At 66.8% G+C, this 17,031-nt stretch carries 12 protein-coding genes and 3 tRNA genes; 8 read left to right on the plus strand and 7 right to left on the minus strand.

Translation table 11 applies throughout. From position 1 onward, the window contains the following. Positions 1 to 46: 46 nt before the first annotated feature. Entirely contained in the window at positions 47 to 2,506 is a 2,460-nt protein-coding gene (gene rnr, locus AC5P8J_RS01700; protein WP_227854346.1) for a ribonuclease R, read from the minus strand. 128 nt (positions 2,507 to 2,634) lie between these two features. Between rnr and AC5P8J_RS01705 the strand changes: the two genes are divergently transcribed. Both AC5P8J_RS01705 and AC5P8J_RS01710 read left to right on the plus strand, forming a co-directional pair. After that, positions 2,635 to 2,719 (plus strand) — tRNA-Leu (locus AC5P8J_RS01705). Between the two features lie 204 nt (positions 2,720 to 2,923). Further along, a tRNA-Leu gene (locus tag AC5P8J_RS01710) sits at positions 2,924 to 3,008 on the plus strand. Positions 3,009 to 3,064: 56 nt separating this feature from the next. Here AC5P8J_RS01710 and AC5P8J_RS01715 read toward each other — a convergent pair. Beyond that, positions 3,065 to 3,811 carry a sulfite exporter TauE/SafE family protein gene (locus tag AC5P8J_RS01715; protein WP_087803314.1) on the minus strand — a complete coding sequence of 249 codons (747 nt, stop codon included), beginning with the start codon at positions 3,809 to 3,811 and terminating at the stop codon, positions 3,065 to 3,067. 99 nt (positions 3,812 to 3,910) lie between these two features. Here AC5P8J_RS01715 and AC5P8J_RS01720 point away from each other — a divergent pair, with 99 nt between their 5' ends. The 3 genes from AC5P8J_RS01720 to AC5P8J_RS01730 all read left to right on the plus strand — a co-directional run bounded on the left by AC5P8J_RS01720 (position 3,911) and on the right by AC5P8J_RS01730 (position 5,547). Next, positions 3,911 to 4,810: a LysR family transcriptional regulator gene (locus tag AC5P8J_RS01720; protein WP_021204128.1), complete on the plus strand. Its 900-nt coding sequence runs from the start codon at positions 3,911 to 3,913 to the stop codon at positions 4,808 to 4,810. 50 nt (positions 4,811 to 4,860) lie between these two features. Then, positions 4,861 to 4,945, plus strand: a tRNA-Leu gene (locus AC5P8J_RS01725). 323 nt (positions 4,946 to 5,268) lie between these two features. Continuing rightward, positions 5,269 to 5,547, plus strand: coding sequence for a hypothetical protein (locus tag AC5P8J_RS01730; protein ID WP_019659096.1), 279 nt, complete (start codon positions 5,269 to 5,271; stop codon positions 5,545 to 5,547). A gap of 111 nt (positions 5,548 to 5,658) precedes the next feature. On the opposite strand, the gene emrB is transcribed toward AC5P8J_RS01730, so the two are convergent. The 4 genes from emrB to emrR are packed head-to-tail and all read right to left on the minus strand — an operon-like array spanning position 5,659 to position 10,379. Further along, a complete protein-coding gene (emrB, locus tag AC5P8J_RS01735) occupies positions 5,659 to 7,245 on the minus strand; it encodes a multidrug efflux MFS transporter permease subunit EmrB (RefSeq protein ID WP_019659097.1) in 1,587 nt (528 codons plus the stop codon). A gap of 7 nt (positions 7,246 to 7,252) precedes the next feature. After that, positions 7,253 to 8,434, minus strand: a complete 1,182-nt coding sequence (gene emrA / locus AC5P8J_RS01740) for a multidrug efflux MFS transporter periplasmic adaptor subunit EmrA (RefSeq protein WP_227854345.1) — start codon at positions 8,432 to 8,434, stop codon at positions 7,253 to 7,255. A gap of 11 nt (positions 8,435 to 8,445) precedes the next feature. Further along, positions 8,446 to 9,939 carry a multidrug efflux transporter outer membrane subunit EmrC gene (gene emrC / locus AC5P8J_RS01745; RefSeq protein WP_227854344.1) on the minus strand — a complete coding sequence of 498 codons (1,494 nt, stop codon included), beginning with the start codon at positions 9,937 to 9,939 and terminating at the stop codon, positions 8,446 to 8,448. Further along, the gene (gene emrR, locus AC5P8J_RS01750; RefSeq protein ID WP_019659100.1) at positions 9,936 to 10,379 is read right to left on the minus strand and encodes a multidrug efflux system transcriptional regulator EmrR; all 444 of its coding nucleotides are present in this window, start codon (positions 10,377 to 10,379) and stop codon (positions 9,936 to 9,938) included. Before emrR ends, emrC begins: the two co-directional genes overlap by 4 nt. 172 nt (positions 10,380 to 10,551) lie before the next feature. On the opposite strand from emrR, the gene AC5P8J_RS01755 reads away from it, so the two are divergent. Both AC5P8J_RS01755 and parC read left to right on the plus strand, forming a co-directional pair. Beyond that, positions 10,552 to 11,433, plus strand: coding sequence for a helix-turn-helix domain-containing protein (locus AC5P8J_RS01755; protein WP_026346921.1), 882 nt, complete (start codon positions 10,552 to 10,554; stop codon positions 11,431 to 11,433). Between the two features lie 59 nt (positions 11,434 to 11,492). Beyond that, complete coding sequence (gene parC, locus AC5P8J_RS01760; protein ID WP_021204132.1) at positions 11,493 to 13,736, plus strand: DNA topoisomerase IV subunit A; 2,244 nt, start codon at positions 11,493 to 11,495, stop codon at positions 13,734 to 13,736. Between the two features lie 331 nt (positions 13,737 to 14,067). Here parC and bfr read toward each other — a convergent pair whose 3' ends face one another. Then, positions 14,068 to 14,556, minus strand: coding sequence for a bacterioferritin (gene bfr / locus AC5P8J_RS01765; protein WP_005415872.1), 489 nt, complete (start codon positions 14,554 to 14,556; stop codon positions 14,068 to 14,070). Between the two features lie 123 nt (positions 14,557 to 14,679). Between bfr and AC5P8J_RS01770 the strand changes: the two genes are divergently transcribed. Then, positions 14,680 to 17,010 carry a penicillin acylase family protein gene (locus AC5P8J_RS01770; RefSeq protein ID WP_227854343.1) on the plus strand — a complete coding sequence of 777 codons (2,331 nt, stop codon included), beginning with the start codon at positions 14,680 to 14,682 and terminating at the stop codon, positions 17,008 to 17,010. The last annotated feature ends 21 nt before the right edge of the window (positions 17,011 to 17,031 follow it).

Raw genomic sequence — 17,031 nt, forward strand, 5'->3', positions numbered from 1 at the left:
CACCTACCAGGTAACGTGGGGTGCCGACCGTTGGTCGGCACGTCTCTCAATACTGCTTTTTCGTACGCTTGGCCGGCTTGCCACGCTCCGGCAGCGGCGGCAGGCCATCGCCCTCGTCCTCACCCTTGTGCTCGACCAGGCGGAAGTCGATCTTGCGCTCTTCCATGCTGGCCTTCAGCACCAGGATGCGCACGCGGTCGCCCAACCGGTAGCTGCCGCCGCGGCGCTCGCCGGTCAACGTCTTGCGGGTCGCGTCGAACTTGTAATAGTCCTGCGGCAGCTGGGTCACGTGCACCAGGCCCTGCACCTTCGACTCATCCAGCTCGACGAACAGGCCGAAGCTGGTCACGCCGCTGATCACGCCGTCGAACTGGCCGCCCACGTGCTTTTCCATCCACGCCGCGCGGTAACGCTCGTCGACCTCGCGCTCGGCCTCGTCGGCACGGCGCTCACGCTCGGAACACTGCAGCGCCAGCGCAGCCATTTCGCGCGCGTTGTAGGTGAACTTGTCCAGCGGCTTGCCGGACAACGCGTGCTTGATCGCGCGGTGTACCAGCAGGTCGGGGTAACGGCGGATCGGCGAGGTGAAGTGCGCGTACGCCTCCAGTGCCAGGCCGAAATGACCGTGGTTTTCCGGGCTGTAGATCGCCAGGCTCTGGCTGCGCAGCAGCACCGATTCCAGCAGCGTGGCATCGGGGCGGTCGCGGATCTTCTTCAGCAGCTTGGTGTAATCGCCCGGGCGCACCTTCGACCACGGCGGCAGGCTCAGCTTGAACTCCTTGAGGAATTCGAGCAGGTCGGCGTACTTGGTTTCCGGCGGCTTCTCGTGGATGCGGTACGGGGCCGGCACATGGCGCGACAGCAGGTACTTCGCCGCCTCCACATTGGCCGCGATCATGCATTCCTCGATCAGCTTGTGCGCGTCGTTGCGCACCAGCATGCCGGCCTGGGTCACTTCACCGCGGTTGTCCAGCACGAAGCGCACTTCGCTGCTCTCGAACTCGATGGCGCCACGCTTGGCACGCGCCTTGGACAGGACCTTGTACAGCTGGTGCAGGCGCTGCACCTGCGGCAGCAGGTCACCCATCCAGGCCTTGGTATCGGCATCGTCCTCGCCCACCGCCTTCCACACCTGGGTGTAGGTCAGGCGCGCATGCGAGTTCATCACCGCTTCGTAGAAGCGCGAATGCGTGACCAGGCCGTCGCGGTCGATCTGCATGTCGCAGACGAAGCACATGCGGTCGACCTTCGGCATCAGCGAACAGATGCCGTTGGACAGCGTCTCCGGCAGCATCGGCACCACGAAGCCCGGGAAGTACACCGAGGTGGCGCGCTTCTGCGCTTCTTCGTCCAGTGGCGTGCCGGGCCGGACGTAGTTGGAGACATCGGCAATCGCCACCACCAGCCGGAAGCCATCGACGTTCGGCTCGCAGTACACCGCGTCGTCGAAGTCCTTGGCATCTTCACCGTCGATGGTGACCAGCGGCATGCTGCGCAGATCGACACGGTCGCCGATCATCGCCGGTTCGACCACCAGCGGCACCGAGGCCGCTTCATCCAGCACTTCCTGCGGGAATTCGAACGGCAGTTCATGGCCGTGGATGGCGGTCTCCACCACCAGCGAGGCGGTCAGCTTGTCGCCGAGCACGGCAATGATGCGGCCGATCGGCGGACGGCGGCTATCCGGCGCCTGGGTCAGTTCGCAGACCACCAGCTGGCCGTCGCGCGCACCACCGGTCTGGTCCGGCGGCACCTGTACGTTGCGCTGCACGCGCTTGTCATCGGGCACCACGTAGTTGATGCCCATCTCGACACTGAAACGGCCGATCAGGCGGGTCATGCCGCGCTCAAGCACGCGGGCGATGCTGCCCTCGCGGCGGCCACGGTGGTCGATGCCGGTCACACGGGCCAGCACCTTGTCACCATGCATGACCTTGCGCATTTCATACGGTGGCAGGAACAGGTCGTCGCCACCCTCGACCGGGCGCAGGAAGCCAAATCCTTCCGGGTTGGCGATCACCACGCCGGTGACCAGGTTCAGGGTCTGGATCGGGGCGAAACCGCCACGGCGGTTCTGCACCAGCTGGCCATCACGGACCATGGCACCGAGCCGGCGCGACAGCGCCTCGGCCCGGTCCGGTGCGGTCAGGCCCAAGCGTGCGCCCAGTTCCTCTGCCGTCTGCGGCCCTTCGCAACGCTCCAGCAGGGCCAGGATGGCTTCGCGGCTGGCGATGGGCTGTTCGTACTTCTCGGCTTCGCGGGCGGCATAGGGATCGTCGATCACCTTGCCGGTCGGCGGCAACTTGCGGCCCGGCGCCGGGCCCGGTGCGTCGCTGCTGCGGACCTTGCGGCCACGCGGCGGTGCGCCGCCTTCATTCAATTCGGGGAACCAGCCCGGCAACGGCTTGCCCGGCTTGGTGGTGCGGGCCGTGCCCGCCTTGGCGCCCTTCTTCGGGGCCTGGCCGCGGGAGGTGCTCCCGCCCTTGCTTGGTTTTTTGGTAGTCATCGCCCTACATGGTAGCCGTTGACGGCGTGCAGAACGGGTCAGTGGCCGTCTTGAAGGCCTTGCGTGAAAAATATTCAGGAAGTCGTTGACAGCCTGCAGATTCATCTTCACAATTGCGCCTCTGGAACGCCCAGGTGGCGGAATTGGTAGACGCACTAGTTTCAGGTACTAGCGGGTAAAACCGTGGAGGTTCGAGTCCTCTCCTGGGCACCAACGAAAAAACTCCTCGCTTCGGCGGGGATTTTTTTTGCCTGCAATCCAGCAGCGGGGCCGAATTCCTTTCCGAAGGAAAGGGCTCCGACCCAAGCGATTGAGATGGAGTCAGAGCCCGCTCCGCACGCGAAACGGGGTCCGACACCGGATCCAGAAAAAGTGTTGACACCCCCATAACAACGCCCCATAATCTCGCTCCTCGACGCCCAGGTGGCGGAATTGGTAGACGCACTAGTTTCAGGTACTAGCGGGTAAAACCGTGGAGGTTCGAGTCCTCTCCTGGGCACCACGTCGAGAATGAGAAAAACCCGCGAGAGCGGGTTTTTTCATGCCCGGAATCCGGCATCAGAGCAGCGGCCGCAGCACCAGCTCCAGCCCGAGCAACAGCAGGAAACCCAGGAAGCAGCCCCGGAACACCCGCGCACTGATGCGCTGCCGGATCACCTGCCCCAGCCACATGCCCAGCAATGCCGGCAGCACCGCCAGCGCACTCAGCCCCAGCTGCTGGATGCCGAATGCGCCGTGCAGCACCAGGCCGGCGGTCAGCGAAATCGTTGACACCGTGAACGCCAGCCCCAGCGCCTGCACCAGCTCCTCGCGCTGCAACCCCAGCGACTGCAGGTATGGCACCGCCGGCATCACGAACACGCCGGTGGCGCCGGTCACCACGCCCGACAACGCCCCCACCAGCGGCCCCAGCCAACGCTCGCGCCGCTGCTGCACGCGGAACACCGGCGCAAGCAACGCATAGGCGGCATAGACCACCAATGCCACGCCCAGCGCAACGCGCGACCAAGTGCGATCGACCCGCACCAGCAGCGCCGCCGAGCCCAGCGTCACCACCACCACGGCCAGCATCATCGGCCACAGGCGCCGCACGATGCGGTCCAGTGACGGCCCGGACAACAGCTGCCACGCATTGGTGACGAAGGTGGGAATGAACAGCATCGACGCCGCCGACACCGGCGACAGCGTGCTGCCCAGCAGCCCCATCGCCACCGTCGGCAACCCCATGCCGGTCACGCCCTTGACCACACCGGCCAGCACGAACACCACCACCAGCAGCACGTAGAAGTACATCGATTCATTCATGGCTTCATTGGATCGGCCGGCCGCTCGGCGCACAATGCGGTGTTTCCGGCCTTGCCTTCGGCTGATCCGAAGGCGCAGCCGTTGCGATGAGGGCATCACATGCGGATGGATATCGCCGACCTGCGCCTGTTCCTGGCGATTGCCGAGGCGGGCAGCATCACGGCCGGCGCAGCGCAGGCAAACCTGGCACTGGCGTCGGCCAGCGAACGCCTGCGCACGATCGAAGCCGATGCCGGCACCGCGTTGTTGAACCGGCACCCCCGCGGCGTCAGTCTGACCGAAGCCGGCGCCGCCCTCGCCCACCATGCACGATTGATCCTGCAGCAGCAGGCGCAGCTGCGCGGTGAACTGCAGGCGTTCGCGCACGGCGCGCGCGGCACACTGCATCTGTATGCCAACACCGCAGCACTGACCAACTACCTGCCTTCGCGGCTGGCACCGTGGCTGGCCGAACGCCCGCGCCTGCACGTGGAACTGCTGGAGCGCACCAGCCCCGAAGTAGTGCGTGCGATCAACGCTGGCCAGGCCGAGGCCGGCATCATCAGTGATGCGGTCGACGCTGCCGGCCTGCAGCAGCACGTGGTCGCCGAAGATCCACTGGTGATGCTGCTGCCCGCAGACCATCGCCTCGCATCGCGGCGCAGCCTGGCCTTCGCCGATGTTGCCGGCGAGACCTTCGTCGCGCTGGCCGACGGCAATGCACTGCAGGCCTACATCGAAGACCAGGCGCGCGACATCGGGCGGCGCCTGGACGTGCGCATCCGCATGAAGACCTTCGAAGGGGTGTGCATCATGGTCGGCCACGACATTGGTATCGGCATCGTGCCGCGGACCATCGCCCGCCAGCACCGGCGCAGCACGCATACCGTCGCCGTACCGCTCGCCGATGCGTGGGCACAGCGTCGCCTGTGCGCCTGTTTTGCCGAGTGGGCGCAGTTGTCATCGGCAATGCGCAGCCTGCTGCTTCACCTGGGCGTACAGCCACAGAAAAAGCTGTGAAATGTTGTTGACACATCCTCTGCCGTCCCGCACAATTCATCTCCTGAGTCGCCCAGGTGGCGGAATTGGTAGACGCACTAGTTTCAGGTACTAGCGGGTAAAACCGTGGAGGTTCGAGTCCTCTCCTGGGCACCACGACTCAAGATGATCAAACCCGCGAAAGCGGGTTTTTTCGTTTCCGGGGCCTGGCGAGCGTGGCATCGCAACCGCCACTCGGACTGTCGTATCTCGCACCACCCGGGCGTCGCCTGCGGGTGTATACCTCCTCCCGGCGCGCCGTCACCAGACCTTGAACGCCCCCCTTTTGGGGCGCATTTCACGTTCCCCGTTCAATTCGTACTTTTCCTAGTCGAGATCCACCCGATTCCTTTTCGGTGGGAGGCAGATTTACCGGAGCCGGTTGCAGGTCTATCGACACGACCGGACCAGCGCCCCCCCTTTCCCCAAAGGACGCCCCAATGCAGCGCAGCATCATCTGCCCTCACTGCCACACCGGCTCGAACCACGGCGTACGCGTATGCGTGGGATGCCAGGCCGAGGTCCACTACGGCGCATCGAAGGAGGCCGTAATGTTCGTCTTTGTCGCCGCCATCATCTGCGGCGCACTGGTCGGCAGCCGATTGCAGGCCACTGCCGGCTGGATCACGTGCGGCGCCGTACTTGTGGCGGGAATGTGGGCCATTTCCCGATTGTTCCGTGATCGGGTGGTGTTCAAGCGCGTCTATCGCACGCGCTGAACCTGCGCCGCTGCACTCCCCCAACGGCAGGGCCCGTGCGACCCACGTTGCACAAACAAAAACCCCGCCTTGCGGCGGGGTCAAAATACAGCACGTGTTTCCAGGGAGTTTTCAGTGCCCACCACCGGCGGCCGCACCCGCACCTGCGCCGAATGGCGGCTTGGCCAGCCACAGGAACGTAATGATCGCCAGGAAGATCCAGCCCAGCAGGAAGAAGATGTCGTTGAAGCCCATCTGCGATGCCTGGTGGTTGATCATGTTGTTCAGTACCGCTGCGCCGTGCTGCAGGTCGCCCTGCCCCATCGCCGTGACCTGGTCCTGCATGCCCGGCTGATAGGCCGAGATATGCTCGGTCAGGTCGGCATGGTGCACCTGGGTGCGCCGCGCCCACAGCCACGTCGTCAGCGACGCCGCGAAGCTGCCGCCCAGCGTACGCAGGAACGTGGCCAGGCCGGAGCCCGCCGCGATCTCGCGCCCATCCAGGTCCGACAGCAGGATCTGCAGCACCGGCATGAAGAACAGCGCGACGCCGATGCCCATGATCAGCTGTACGCCGGCCACGTGCATGTAGTCCACCTGCAGGTTGAAGTTCGAGCGCAGGAAACTGGTCATCGACAGCACGATGAAGGCGATCGTGGCCAGCATGCGCATGTCGAAGCGCGATGCATACTTGCCCACGAACGGGGTCATGATCACCGGCAGGATGCCGATTGGCGCCGTTGCCAGGCCCGCCCAGATCGCGGTGTAGCCCATGTCACGCTGCAGCCACTGCGGGATCAGCAGCGCCACGCTGAAGAACGCCGCGTAGGCCACCACCATCGCCAGCGTGCCGGCGCGGAAGTTGCGGTGCCGGAACAGCTTCAGGTCGACAATCGGATCCTTGTCGGTCAGCTCCCAGATCAGGAACACCGTCAGCGTCACCACGGCCACGCAGGCCAGCACCACGATCTTCATCGACGCGAACCAGTCCTCGTCGTTGCCCAGGTCGAGCACCAGCTGCAGCGCACCGACGCCGATCACGAGGGTGATCAGGCCGACGTAGTCCATCTTCGGCTTCTCGATCTGCTCCGGCCGCCCCTTCAGCTGGTTGCCCACCACCAGCGCAGCGAAGATGCCCAGCGGCACGTTGATCAGGAAGATCCATTCCCAGCTGTAGTTGTCGGTGATCCAGCCACCGAGGATCGGCCCGCAGATCGGCGCAACCACCGTGATCATCGCCAGCAGCGCCAATGCCTGCCCGCGTTTCTCGCGCGGGTAGATCGAAACCAGCAGCGACTGCGTGATCGGGTACATCGGGCCGGCCACGAAGCCCTGCAGTGCACGCGACACGACCAACATGCCCATGCTCTGCGCCAGGCCGCACAGCAGCGAGGTGATGACGAAGGCCAGCGTGGCCCAGACGAACAGCTTGCGTTCGCCGAAGCGGCGGCTGAGCCAGCCGGTCAGCGGCAGCGCGATGGCCGTGCTGACCGCGAACGAGGTGATGACCCAGGTCGCCTGCTGCGAACTGGCGCCGAGATTGCCCGCGATGGTCGGCAGCGAGACGTTGGCGATGGTGGTGTCGAGCACCTGCATGAACGAGGCCATCGCCAGGCCGACAGTGCACAGTGCGACGCTGGGCGGCAGGAACCCGGAGGCCGCACCTGGCGCCGCCGGTGCGCCCGGAGCGCCGGGCGCGGCTGGAGCTTGTGCGGACATGGCGACCTCAGCCCACCTTCGCCTGCTGCTGCGGCAGGTTGCCCTGGATGATCGTGTGGATCACCTCGTCGGCATCATGCAGCTGCTTGGCATACACGTCGGTGTCGAACACCGTGCCCTTGGCCGGAGTGCTCGGCAGCACTTCGCCCTTCTGGTCGCGCAGGCTCACTTCAGCCTTCATCGACAGGCCGATGCGCAGCGGGTGTTCGGCCAGCTGCTTGGCATCGATGGCGATGCGCACCGGCACGCGCTGCACGATCTTGATCCAGTTGCCGCTGGCGTTCTGCGCCGGCAGCAGCGAGAACGCCGAGCCGGTGCCCAGGCCAAGGCTCTGGATGCGGCCCTTGTACTTCACATCACCGGCGTACAGGTCCGACTTCAGTTCCACTTCCTGGCCCAGGCGCATGTGGCGCAGCTGGGTTTCCTTGAAGTTGGCCTCGACCCACATCTGCTCGGTCGGCACCACGGCCATCAGGGCGTTGCCCGGCTGCACGCGCTGGCCGACCTGCACCGAACGACGGGCGACGTAGCCGGAGACCGGCGCGACGATGCCGGCGCGGGCGTTGTTGAGGAAGGCCTGGCGCAGCTGTGCGGCGGCGGCCTGCACGTCCGGCTGGGTGGCGATCACTGTGTCGTCGACCAGCGCGCGGTTGCGCTCGACGGTCTCGCGCGAACCGGCCACGGCCGCTTCGGCAGCGGCCAGCTCGTCACGGGCATGGGCCAGTTCTTCATTGGAAATGGCGCCGGTGGCGGCCAGATCCTTGCGGCGAGCGAAATCTTCGCGCACGCGCTTCAGGGTCACCTGGCGCGCGTTCAGGTCCGCCTGCGCACCTTCCACGCTGCGGTACAGGCCACGGGTCTGGCGCACGGTCTTGGCCAGGTTGGCTTCGGCCTGCTGCAGTGCCACCGACGTGTCGGACGGGTCCAGCTGCACCAGCAGCTGGCCGCGCTCCACGCGCATGCCGTCATCGGCGTTGATGGCGACCACGGTACCGGCCACCAGCGGGGTGATCTGTACCTGGTTGCCCTGCACGTAGGCGTCGTCGGTCTCTTCGAACCAACGGCCGAACATGAAGTACCACAGCGCCAGTGCGGCAAGCAGCAGCACGACGATCACGAACAGGCCGCGCAGCAGGTTGCCGCGGCGGTTGGGGGCGGCCGGGGCCGCGGTGTCTTGGGTCTGGCTCATGGCGGAAGTCTTCAGGAATGCGAGGAATCGGAATGGGAGGCGATCGGTGCGCGGTCGGCGTCAGCGGGCTGAAAACCACCGCCCAGCGCCTTGCTCAGGCGCACCGAGGTCTGCACCTGCTGCGACTGCAGGCCGGCCAGCTGCTGCTGCGACTGCAACAGCGTGGACTGCGCGGTCAGCACGTCCAGGTAGCTGCCGATGCCGGCGCGGTAGCGCTGCTGGGCCAGGTCGAAGGCAGCGCGTGCGGTGTCCACCGCCTGCTGCTGCGACTGCGCCTGCTGTGCCAGCGAGCGCACCGCGTTGACCTGGTCGGCCACATCACGCAGCGCATCGAGCACGGTCTGGTTGTAGTTGGCCACCGCCAGGTCGTACTGCGCATCGGTATTGGCCAGGTTGGCGCGCAGCTTGCCGCCTTCGAAGATCGGCAGGCTCAGCGCCGGGCCGATGTAGGCGAAGGTGGAACTGCTCTTCAGCAGGTCGCCCACATTCGGGGCGACCACGCCGGCCAGCGCGGTCAGGTTGAAGCTCGGGTAGAACTTGGTCTTGGCAACCTTGATCTGCTTGTCGGCTGCTTCAACGCGCCAGCGTGCGGCCACGATGTCGGGGCGGCGGCCAAGCAGTTCGCTGGGCAGCACGCCCGGCAGCTGCAGTGCCACCGGGTTCAACGGCTGCGGGCGCTGGATCGACAGGCCACGGTCCGGGCCCTTGCCGACCAGCGCGGCCAGTGCGGTGCGGGCGGCGTCGATGCGCTGCTGTGCGGCCTGCACCTGCTGCTGTGCGGCCGGCACGCGGGCCTCGGCCTGGCGCACCTGCAGATCACTGTCGATGCCGGCGCGGCGGCGCTGGCGGGTCAGCTCAAGTGACTTCTGCGAACGGCTCAGCTCTTCCTCGGCCACGTCGTTGAGCTGCCACGCGTAGGCCAGGTCGGCATAGGCCTGGGTGATGCCAGTGGACAGGTTCAGGCGGGCGGCCTGCGCTTCAACGGTGGCGGCGTGCGCACCGTCCACGGCGGCTTCCCAGGCGGCGCGCTTGCCGCCCCACAGGTCCACGCCGTAGCTGAAGTCGAAGGCGACCTGGCTGCTGCCGGCGTAATGGCCACCGATCTCGCTGCCTGCCATCGACTCAGGCAGGCGCAGGCCGGTGTAGCCACCAGACACCGACAGGCTCGGCAGTTCGTCGGCACGCGCAGTGCCGACCTGGGCCTGGGCCTGGCGCAGGCGCGCGTCGGCGGCGTCCAGGCTCGGGTGGCCAGCCAGGCCCTCGGCGACCAGCGCGTCCAGCTGCGCATCGCCCAGCGCCTTCCACCAGTCCTGCGCCGGGAAGCCGGTGGCGCTCAGGTCGGTGTCGGCCAGGGTGCGTTCGCTGTGCAGGCTGTCCACATCCAGCACGTGGCCCTGCGGATTGAGGCCACGACTGCTGGCACAGGCGGCCAGGGCCAGGGCCAGCGCTGACACCAGCAGCGTGCGCCCGGACCGGCGGAAAGTGAAATGCGGGATCGGGTTCATGGGGTCGTCAAGGAATCGCGGATTCGGGTAAGGAGGGACAGCAGCAGCGTGCGCTCGTCGGTTGAGAGATCACGCAGGGCGTAATCCATCACCGCGTCGCCGCGCAGCTTCAGCCGCGCCCACAACGCGCGGCCTTCATCGGTCAGCACGATCTGCAGCGCACGACGGTCCTGGGCATGCGGTTGGCGACGGACGCAGCCCAGTGCCTCCAGCTTGTCCAGCAGCCGGGTCACGGCGCTGGGCACCTGGTCGATGGCCTGGGCCAGTTCGTTGGCGGTGCACGGCGCCATGTTGGAAAGCACCTTCAACCCGATGTAGTGGGTGAAGCCGATGCCCAGGTCTTCTTCCGCCATGGACGCGTCGAGTTGGCGGACCAGCCCGTCGCGCACCTGGCGCAGCAGCAGGCCGAAGCTGGGGGGAGTGGTTGCAGGACAGATCATGGGGGAGCATTCTCTTCCAAAAAAAATATTTCTCAATGGAAATATTCGATCTGGCATCGAATGCTGTGTTGCAGCAATGGGCTGGATCGGTGAAGGCGCCTACCTTAATGACCTGGTCAGCTGGCCCGGTAGTACAATTCAGCCAATGGATGACACATTTCAGCCAGCGGATATGATGAACAAGGCAGAAATCCCCCCTCCCAAGCGCCTGCTGCGCGACGACGCGCTGGACTGGTTCGAGCGCAACGACGGCCCATCGGTGGTCGCCTACCGCTTCGACAGCCCGCAGGGACTGGTCCGTGAGGTGGACTGGCACCATCACCAGCGCGCGCAACTGATCTACGTGGAGCGTGGCCTGCTGACCACCCGCACCTCGCACGGCACCTGGTCGTTGGCGCCGGGTTCGGCCGGCTGGATGCCGCCTCTGGAGCCGCACACGGTCACCCTCGACGGGCCGCTGCGTGGCTGGGGCATGGCGCTGGCCGCACCCGCCTGTGCCACCCTGCCCGCCGACCCCTGCGTGCTGGGCCTGTCCAAGCTGGCGCAGGCGCTGGCCGAGCGCATCTGCGAATGGCCGCTGGGCTATGACACCACGCCCGAGCGCCAGCACATCATCGAGGTGCTGCTGGACGAGATCCGCACCGCGCCGCGTCAGCGCATGCATCTGCCGATGCCCCACGACCGGCGCCTGCTGAAGATCGCCTCGCAGCTGCTGGCCGACCCGTCCGACGAGCGCAGCCTGGCCGAATGGGCCCACTGGGCCGGCCTGTCGCCGCGCAGCCTGACCCGTCACTTCCGCGACGAGACCACGCTCAGCTTCGCCCAGTGGCGGCAACAGGCCCGCCTGTCCGAGGCGTTGCGCCAGCTGACCGAGGGCCGCAGCGTGGCCGACATCGCCCACGCACTGGGCTTCAGCAGCGCCAGCGCGTTCGTCACCGTGTTCCGCCGTCACTTCGGGCTGCCGCCTGGGCGCTACCTGGCGCGGGCCGGGCATGGCCTGGAAACCGGGCTGGACCCTGCACGCGGCTTGGCATCCCCCGCCGCATCCGGATAATCACAGGATTGCGAGCGGCGACCGCCGTCGCCGCCTCCCGACATAGGTAACAACGCCGCATGACCGAACTTGCCCGTCCCGTGTTCCACGGATTCGAACAACTGCCGCTGCGCGAGTACGCCGAACGCGCCTACCTCGACTACTCGATGTACGTGGTCCTGGACCGCGCCCTGCCGTTCATCGGCGACGGCCTGAAGCCGGTGCAGCGCCGCATCATCTATTCGATGAGCGAGCTGGGCCTGAATGCCGCGTCCAAGCCGAAGAAGTCCGCGCGCACCGTCGGCGACGTCATCGGCAAGTACCACCCGCACGGCGACAGCGCGTGCTACGAGGCGCTGGTGCTGATGGCCCAGCCGTTCTCGTACCGCTACCCACTGATCGAGGGCCAGGGCAACTTCGGCTCCAGCGACGACCCCAAGTCGTTCGCGGCGATGCGTTACACCGAATCCAAGCTGACCCCGATCGCCGAAGTGCTGCTGGGCGAACTGGGCCAGGGCACCACCGACTGGGCACCGAACTTCGACGGCACCCTGCAGGAACCGACCTGGATGCCGGCGCGGCTCCCGCACCTGCTGCTCAACGGCACCACCGGCATCGCCGTGGGCATGGCCACCGACGTGCCGCCGCACAATCTCAACGAGATCGTCAGTGCGCTGCTGCACCTGCTGGACAACCCCGACGCCACCGTGCGCGACCTGTGCGAACACGTGCAGGGCCCGGACTACCCGTCCAGCGCCGAGATCATCACCGCGGCCAATGACCTGCGCAACATCTACGAGACTGGCAACGGCAGCGTGCGTGCACGCGCGACCTTCACCAAGGAAGCCAGCAACATCGTGATCACGGCGCTGCCGTTCCAGGTGTCGCCGTCGAAGGTGATCGAGCAGATCGCCGCGCAGATGCGCGCCAAGAAGCTGCCGTGGCTGGAGGACATCCGTGATGAATCCGACCACGCCAATCCGGTGCGCGTGGTGCTGGTGCCGCGTTCCAACCGCGTCGACGCCGACCAGTTGATGGGCCACCTGTTCGCCACCACGGACCTGGAGCGCAGCTACCGCGTCAACCTCAACGTGATCGGGCTGGACGGCCGTCCGCAGGTGAAGAACCTGAAGATGCTGCTCAGCGAATGGCTGACCTTCCGCAGCAACACCGTCACCCGCCGCCTGCAGCACCGCCTGCAGAAGGTCGAGCGTCGCCTGCACCTGCTGGAAGGCCTGCTGGTCGCCTTCCTCAACCTGGACGAGGTGATCCACATCATCCGTACCGAAGACGAGCCGAAGGCCGCGCTGATCGCGCGCTTCGGCCTGTCCGAGGAACAGGCCGAGTACATCCTGGAAACCAAGCTGAAGCAGCTGGCCCGCCTGGAGGAAATGAAGATCCGCGGCGAGCAGGATGAACTGGCCAAGGAGCGCGAGAAGATCCTCGGCATCCTGGACAGCAAGGCCAAGCTGAAGAAGCTGATCCGCGATGAACTGACCGCCGACGCCAGGAAGTTCGGCGACGCACGCCGTTCGCCGCTGGTGCAGCGCCAGGCGGCGCAGGCCATCGACGAGACCGAGCTGGTGCCGAGCGAACCGATGACCGTGGTGCTGTCGGAGAAGGGCTGGATCCGCGCCGCCAAGGGCCACGACGTCGATGCATCCGCACTGTCGTACCGTGAAGGCGACGGGCTGCAGGGCGCGGTGCGCGCTCGCAGCACCCAGCAGGTCGCGTTCCTCGACAGCGAAGGCCGCGCCTACTCGACGCCGGTGCACACCCTGCCCTCCGCGCGTGGCAATGGCGAACCGCTGACCGGCCGCTTCTCGCCGGCACCGGGCACCAGCTTCGTGACCCTGGCCAGCGCCGAGCCGGACACCCGCTTCGTGCTGGCCTCCAGCCACGGCTATGGCTTCGTCACCCGCTTCGAGAACCTGATCGGCCGCAACAAGGCCGGCAAGGCGATGCTGAACCTGTCGGCCGGCTCGTCGGTGCTGACCCCGTCGGTGGTCGCCAACGTCGCCACCGACCGCATCGTGGCGGTGACCAGTTCGGGCAACCTGTTGGCGATCGCCGCCAACGACCTGCCGGAACTGGACAAGGGCAAGGGCAACAAGATCATCGAGATCCCGAAGGCCAAGCTCGCCACCGAACGCGTGGTCGCCATCGTGGCGATCAGCCCGGGGCAGACCCTGCAGGTGCGCAGCGGCCAGCGCACCATGGGCCTGAAGTTCAACGAGCTGGATGCCTACCTCGGCGCCCGCGCCACCCGCGGCCACCTGCTGCCGCGCGGCTGGCAGAAGGTGGAAGGCCTGTCGGTGGAGTGAGAGCTGGGGCCCTGCCCCTGGCGGGTGTCAACCTTGGTTGACACGCCTTGCCGGAGATCAGACACGAAAAAGCCGGGGCATTCCCCGGCTTTTTCGTTGTCGGCTGGCGGGCGGTGGAGCAGCTGGCTGGCGAAGGCTGGCTGGCGATGCTCCGGTGCTGGCGGGCGACAGAACGCCGTGCTTCTGGTAGAGCCGATTGCTGGTCGGCTGCTCTTTGCTCTTGGTAGAGCCGACTGTCAGTCGGCTGCTTTACCGAAAAGCGGCCGACCAGCGGTCTGCTCTACCGGAAGGCAGCCGAGCATTGGCTCGGCTCTACAAAAAGCGGTGCCGGTCAGTGCGCCGGGGCGCCGCTGCCGTCGATCTTGCTCAGCTGGTACAGCTCCAGGCCGATGCGCTTGATCAGGCCCAGCTGCTGCTCCAGCCACCAGGCGTGGTCTTCCTCGGTGTCCTTCAGCTGCGCCAGCAGGATGTCGCGGCTCACGTAATCGCCCTTCTCCTCGCATAGCTTCATGCCGGCGGCGAGATTGTTCCGAACCGCGTATTCAGTGTCGAGATCCTTCTGCAGCATCTCCTCCACGGTCTTGCCCGGCTCGGTGGCATGCGGGCGCATGTCCGGGTCGCCCCCCAGGAACAGGATCCGGCGGAGCAGCGCATCGGCATGCTGGGTTTCCTCTTCCATCTCGTGGTTCAGGCGTTCGTACAGCGCGAACAGGCCCTGGTCCTCGTAGCGGCGGGAATGGATGAAGTACTGGTCGCGGGCAGCGAGCTCGCCGCGCAGCAGTTCCTTCAGGCAGGCGATGACGTCCGGGTTGCCTTTCATGGGGGGCTCCTGTGAATCGATGCGGCATAGGGTGCCGCATTTCAAAATACGGTGATCTAATCGGAATCAGTCGCAGTTGCGCCTGCGGCTACAATCGGCCCACGAGTTCGGAAAGGACGTGCGATGCGACGTACATGGCGTTGGGTGCTGGGCGTGTTGGTCGCCATCGTGCTGGTCACCGCACTGGTCCTGTGGCTGCTGCTGCGCGGCAGCCTGGCAGATCTGGACGGCGAGCATGCGCTGCCGGGGCTGGCCAAGCCGGTCACCATCGAGCGCGATGCGCTGGGCGTGGTCACCATCACTGCGGGCAGCCAGGCCGATGCGATGCGCGCACTCGGCCGCGTGCACGCGCAGGAACGTTATTTCGAAATGGACCTGATGCGCCGCAGTGCCGCCGGGGAGCTGTCGGCGCTGTTCGGGCCGAAGGCCATCGACGCCGACAAGCGCATGCGCGTGCACCGGCTGCGCGCGCGCACCGAGGCGAACATGCAGGCTGCGCTGGGCGACAACATCGAAGCGGTGAGCGCCTATGTCGGTGGGGTCAATCAGGGCCTGGCCGATCTCTCCGTGCGCCCGTGGGCCTACCTGCTGCTGCGGCAATCGCCACAACCCTGGCAGGCCAGCGACAGCGTGCTGGCCGGGCTGGCCATGTATGCCGACCTGCAGGATCCGGGCAATCAGACCGAGCTTGCGCTGAGCCGCATCCGCGCCGTGGTGCCGCCAGCGCTCTACGCGCTGATTGCCCACGACGGTACCGAATGGGATGCACCGCTGTTCGGCGAACCGAGCGGCAATGCTGTCCTGCCCGACGCCAGCCAGCTCGACCTGCGCACATTGAAGGGAAAGTCGGGCACCGAGCAGGAAGAAGCCGACGTCGTCGGCAGCAACAACTTCGCGGTGGCCGGGGCGCTTACCGCCGACGGCCGCGCGATCGTCGCCGACGACATGCACCTGGGCCTGCGTGCCCCCGGCCTGTGGTTCCGCGTGCGCCTGCGCTACCCCGATCCACAGGCTGCCGGCGGCCAGGTCGATGTCACCGGCTTCTCGCTGCCCGGCCTGCCGGCGGTGATCGTCGGCAGCAACGGGCACGTGGCCTGGGGCTTCACCAACAGCTACATCGACACCGCCGATTACCGCTCGGAACCGGCCAATGCCGAGGTGACCGTGCATGAAGAGCGGATTGCGGTGGCCGGCCAGGCCGACGTGCTGTTCCCGGTACGCGAAACCGCCTGGGGCCCGATCCTGCACGCCCATGCCGATGGCAGCGGTGACGCGCTGCGTTGGGTCGCCCACCTGCCCGGCGCGGTGCGGCTGGACTTCGGTGACCTGGCCCGCGCTGGCGATCTGGACGCTGCACTGAAGTTCGCCGACCACGCCGGCATTCCCGCACAGAACCTGGTGGTCGGCGACCGCAGCGGACGCATCGCCTGGCGCCTGATCGGCGCCCGCCCCGACCGCGGTCCGGGCTGTGCACCGGCTGGCTTCACCGTCGCCAACAACCAGGACTGCGCCCCCTGGCCGATCCGCAGCGACGCCTCGCCGGCATTGATCGACCCACCGAACCATCGCCTGTGGACCGCCAACGGCCGCGTCCTCGACGGCGAGGCACTGGCCAGCGTCGGCAACGGTGGCTATGACCTGGGAGCACGGGCGCGGCAGATCCGTGACCTGCTGGCGATCCAGGAGCGCTTCGACGAGCACGACCTGCTGGCGATCCAGCTCGACGATCGCGCGGTGTTCCTGCAGCGCTGGTGGGCCCTGCTGCACGACGTCATCGAGCGCAGTGACGACCCTGCACTGAAGCGTTTGAAGGAGGCCAGCCATCAATGGGACGGCCGTGCCTCGGCCAGCTCGGTCAGCTACCGGGTGGTGCGCGAGTTCCGTACGCAGGTGATGACAACACTGTCCGATGCACTGCTGGCACCGGCCAATGCGCAGCTGGGCGATGACTATCTGGAGCCGCGCCTGGCGCAGCTGGAAGGCGTGGCCTGGCCGATGCTGCAGCAGCGTCCGGCCAATCTGCTGCCACCGGCCTTCGACAGCTGGGATGCGCTGCTGATCGACGCCGCACGCCGCACCGAGAGCGAGCTGGCCAGGCAGGGCCCACTGGCCAAGCGCAGCTGGGGCGAACGCAATACGGCGGCGATCTGCCACCCCATCGCACGGGCGCTGCCGGACATCGCCAAACACTGGCTGTGCATGCCGGCCGACCGCCTGCCCGGCGACCGCGACATGCCGCGCGTGCAGACGCCGGGCTTCGGTGCTTCCGAACGCATGGTGGTTTCGCCCGGGCACGAGGCCGACGGCATCGTGCACATGCCCGGCGGCCAGAGCGGGCACCCGCTGTCGCCGTACTGGGGCGCCGGCCACGAAGACTGGGTGCATGGGCGGCCGACGCCGTTCCTGCCCGGCAAGGCGCAGCACACGATGACGCTGGTGCCGGCATCGCGGTAGTGCCGGCCGCTGGCCGGCATC

This window comes from Stenotrophomonas sp. YJH_SMC_37 (assembly GCF_059370035.1).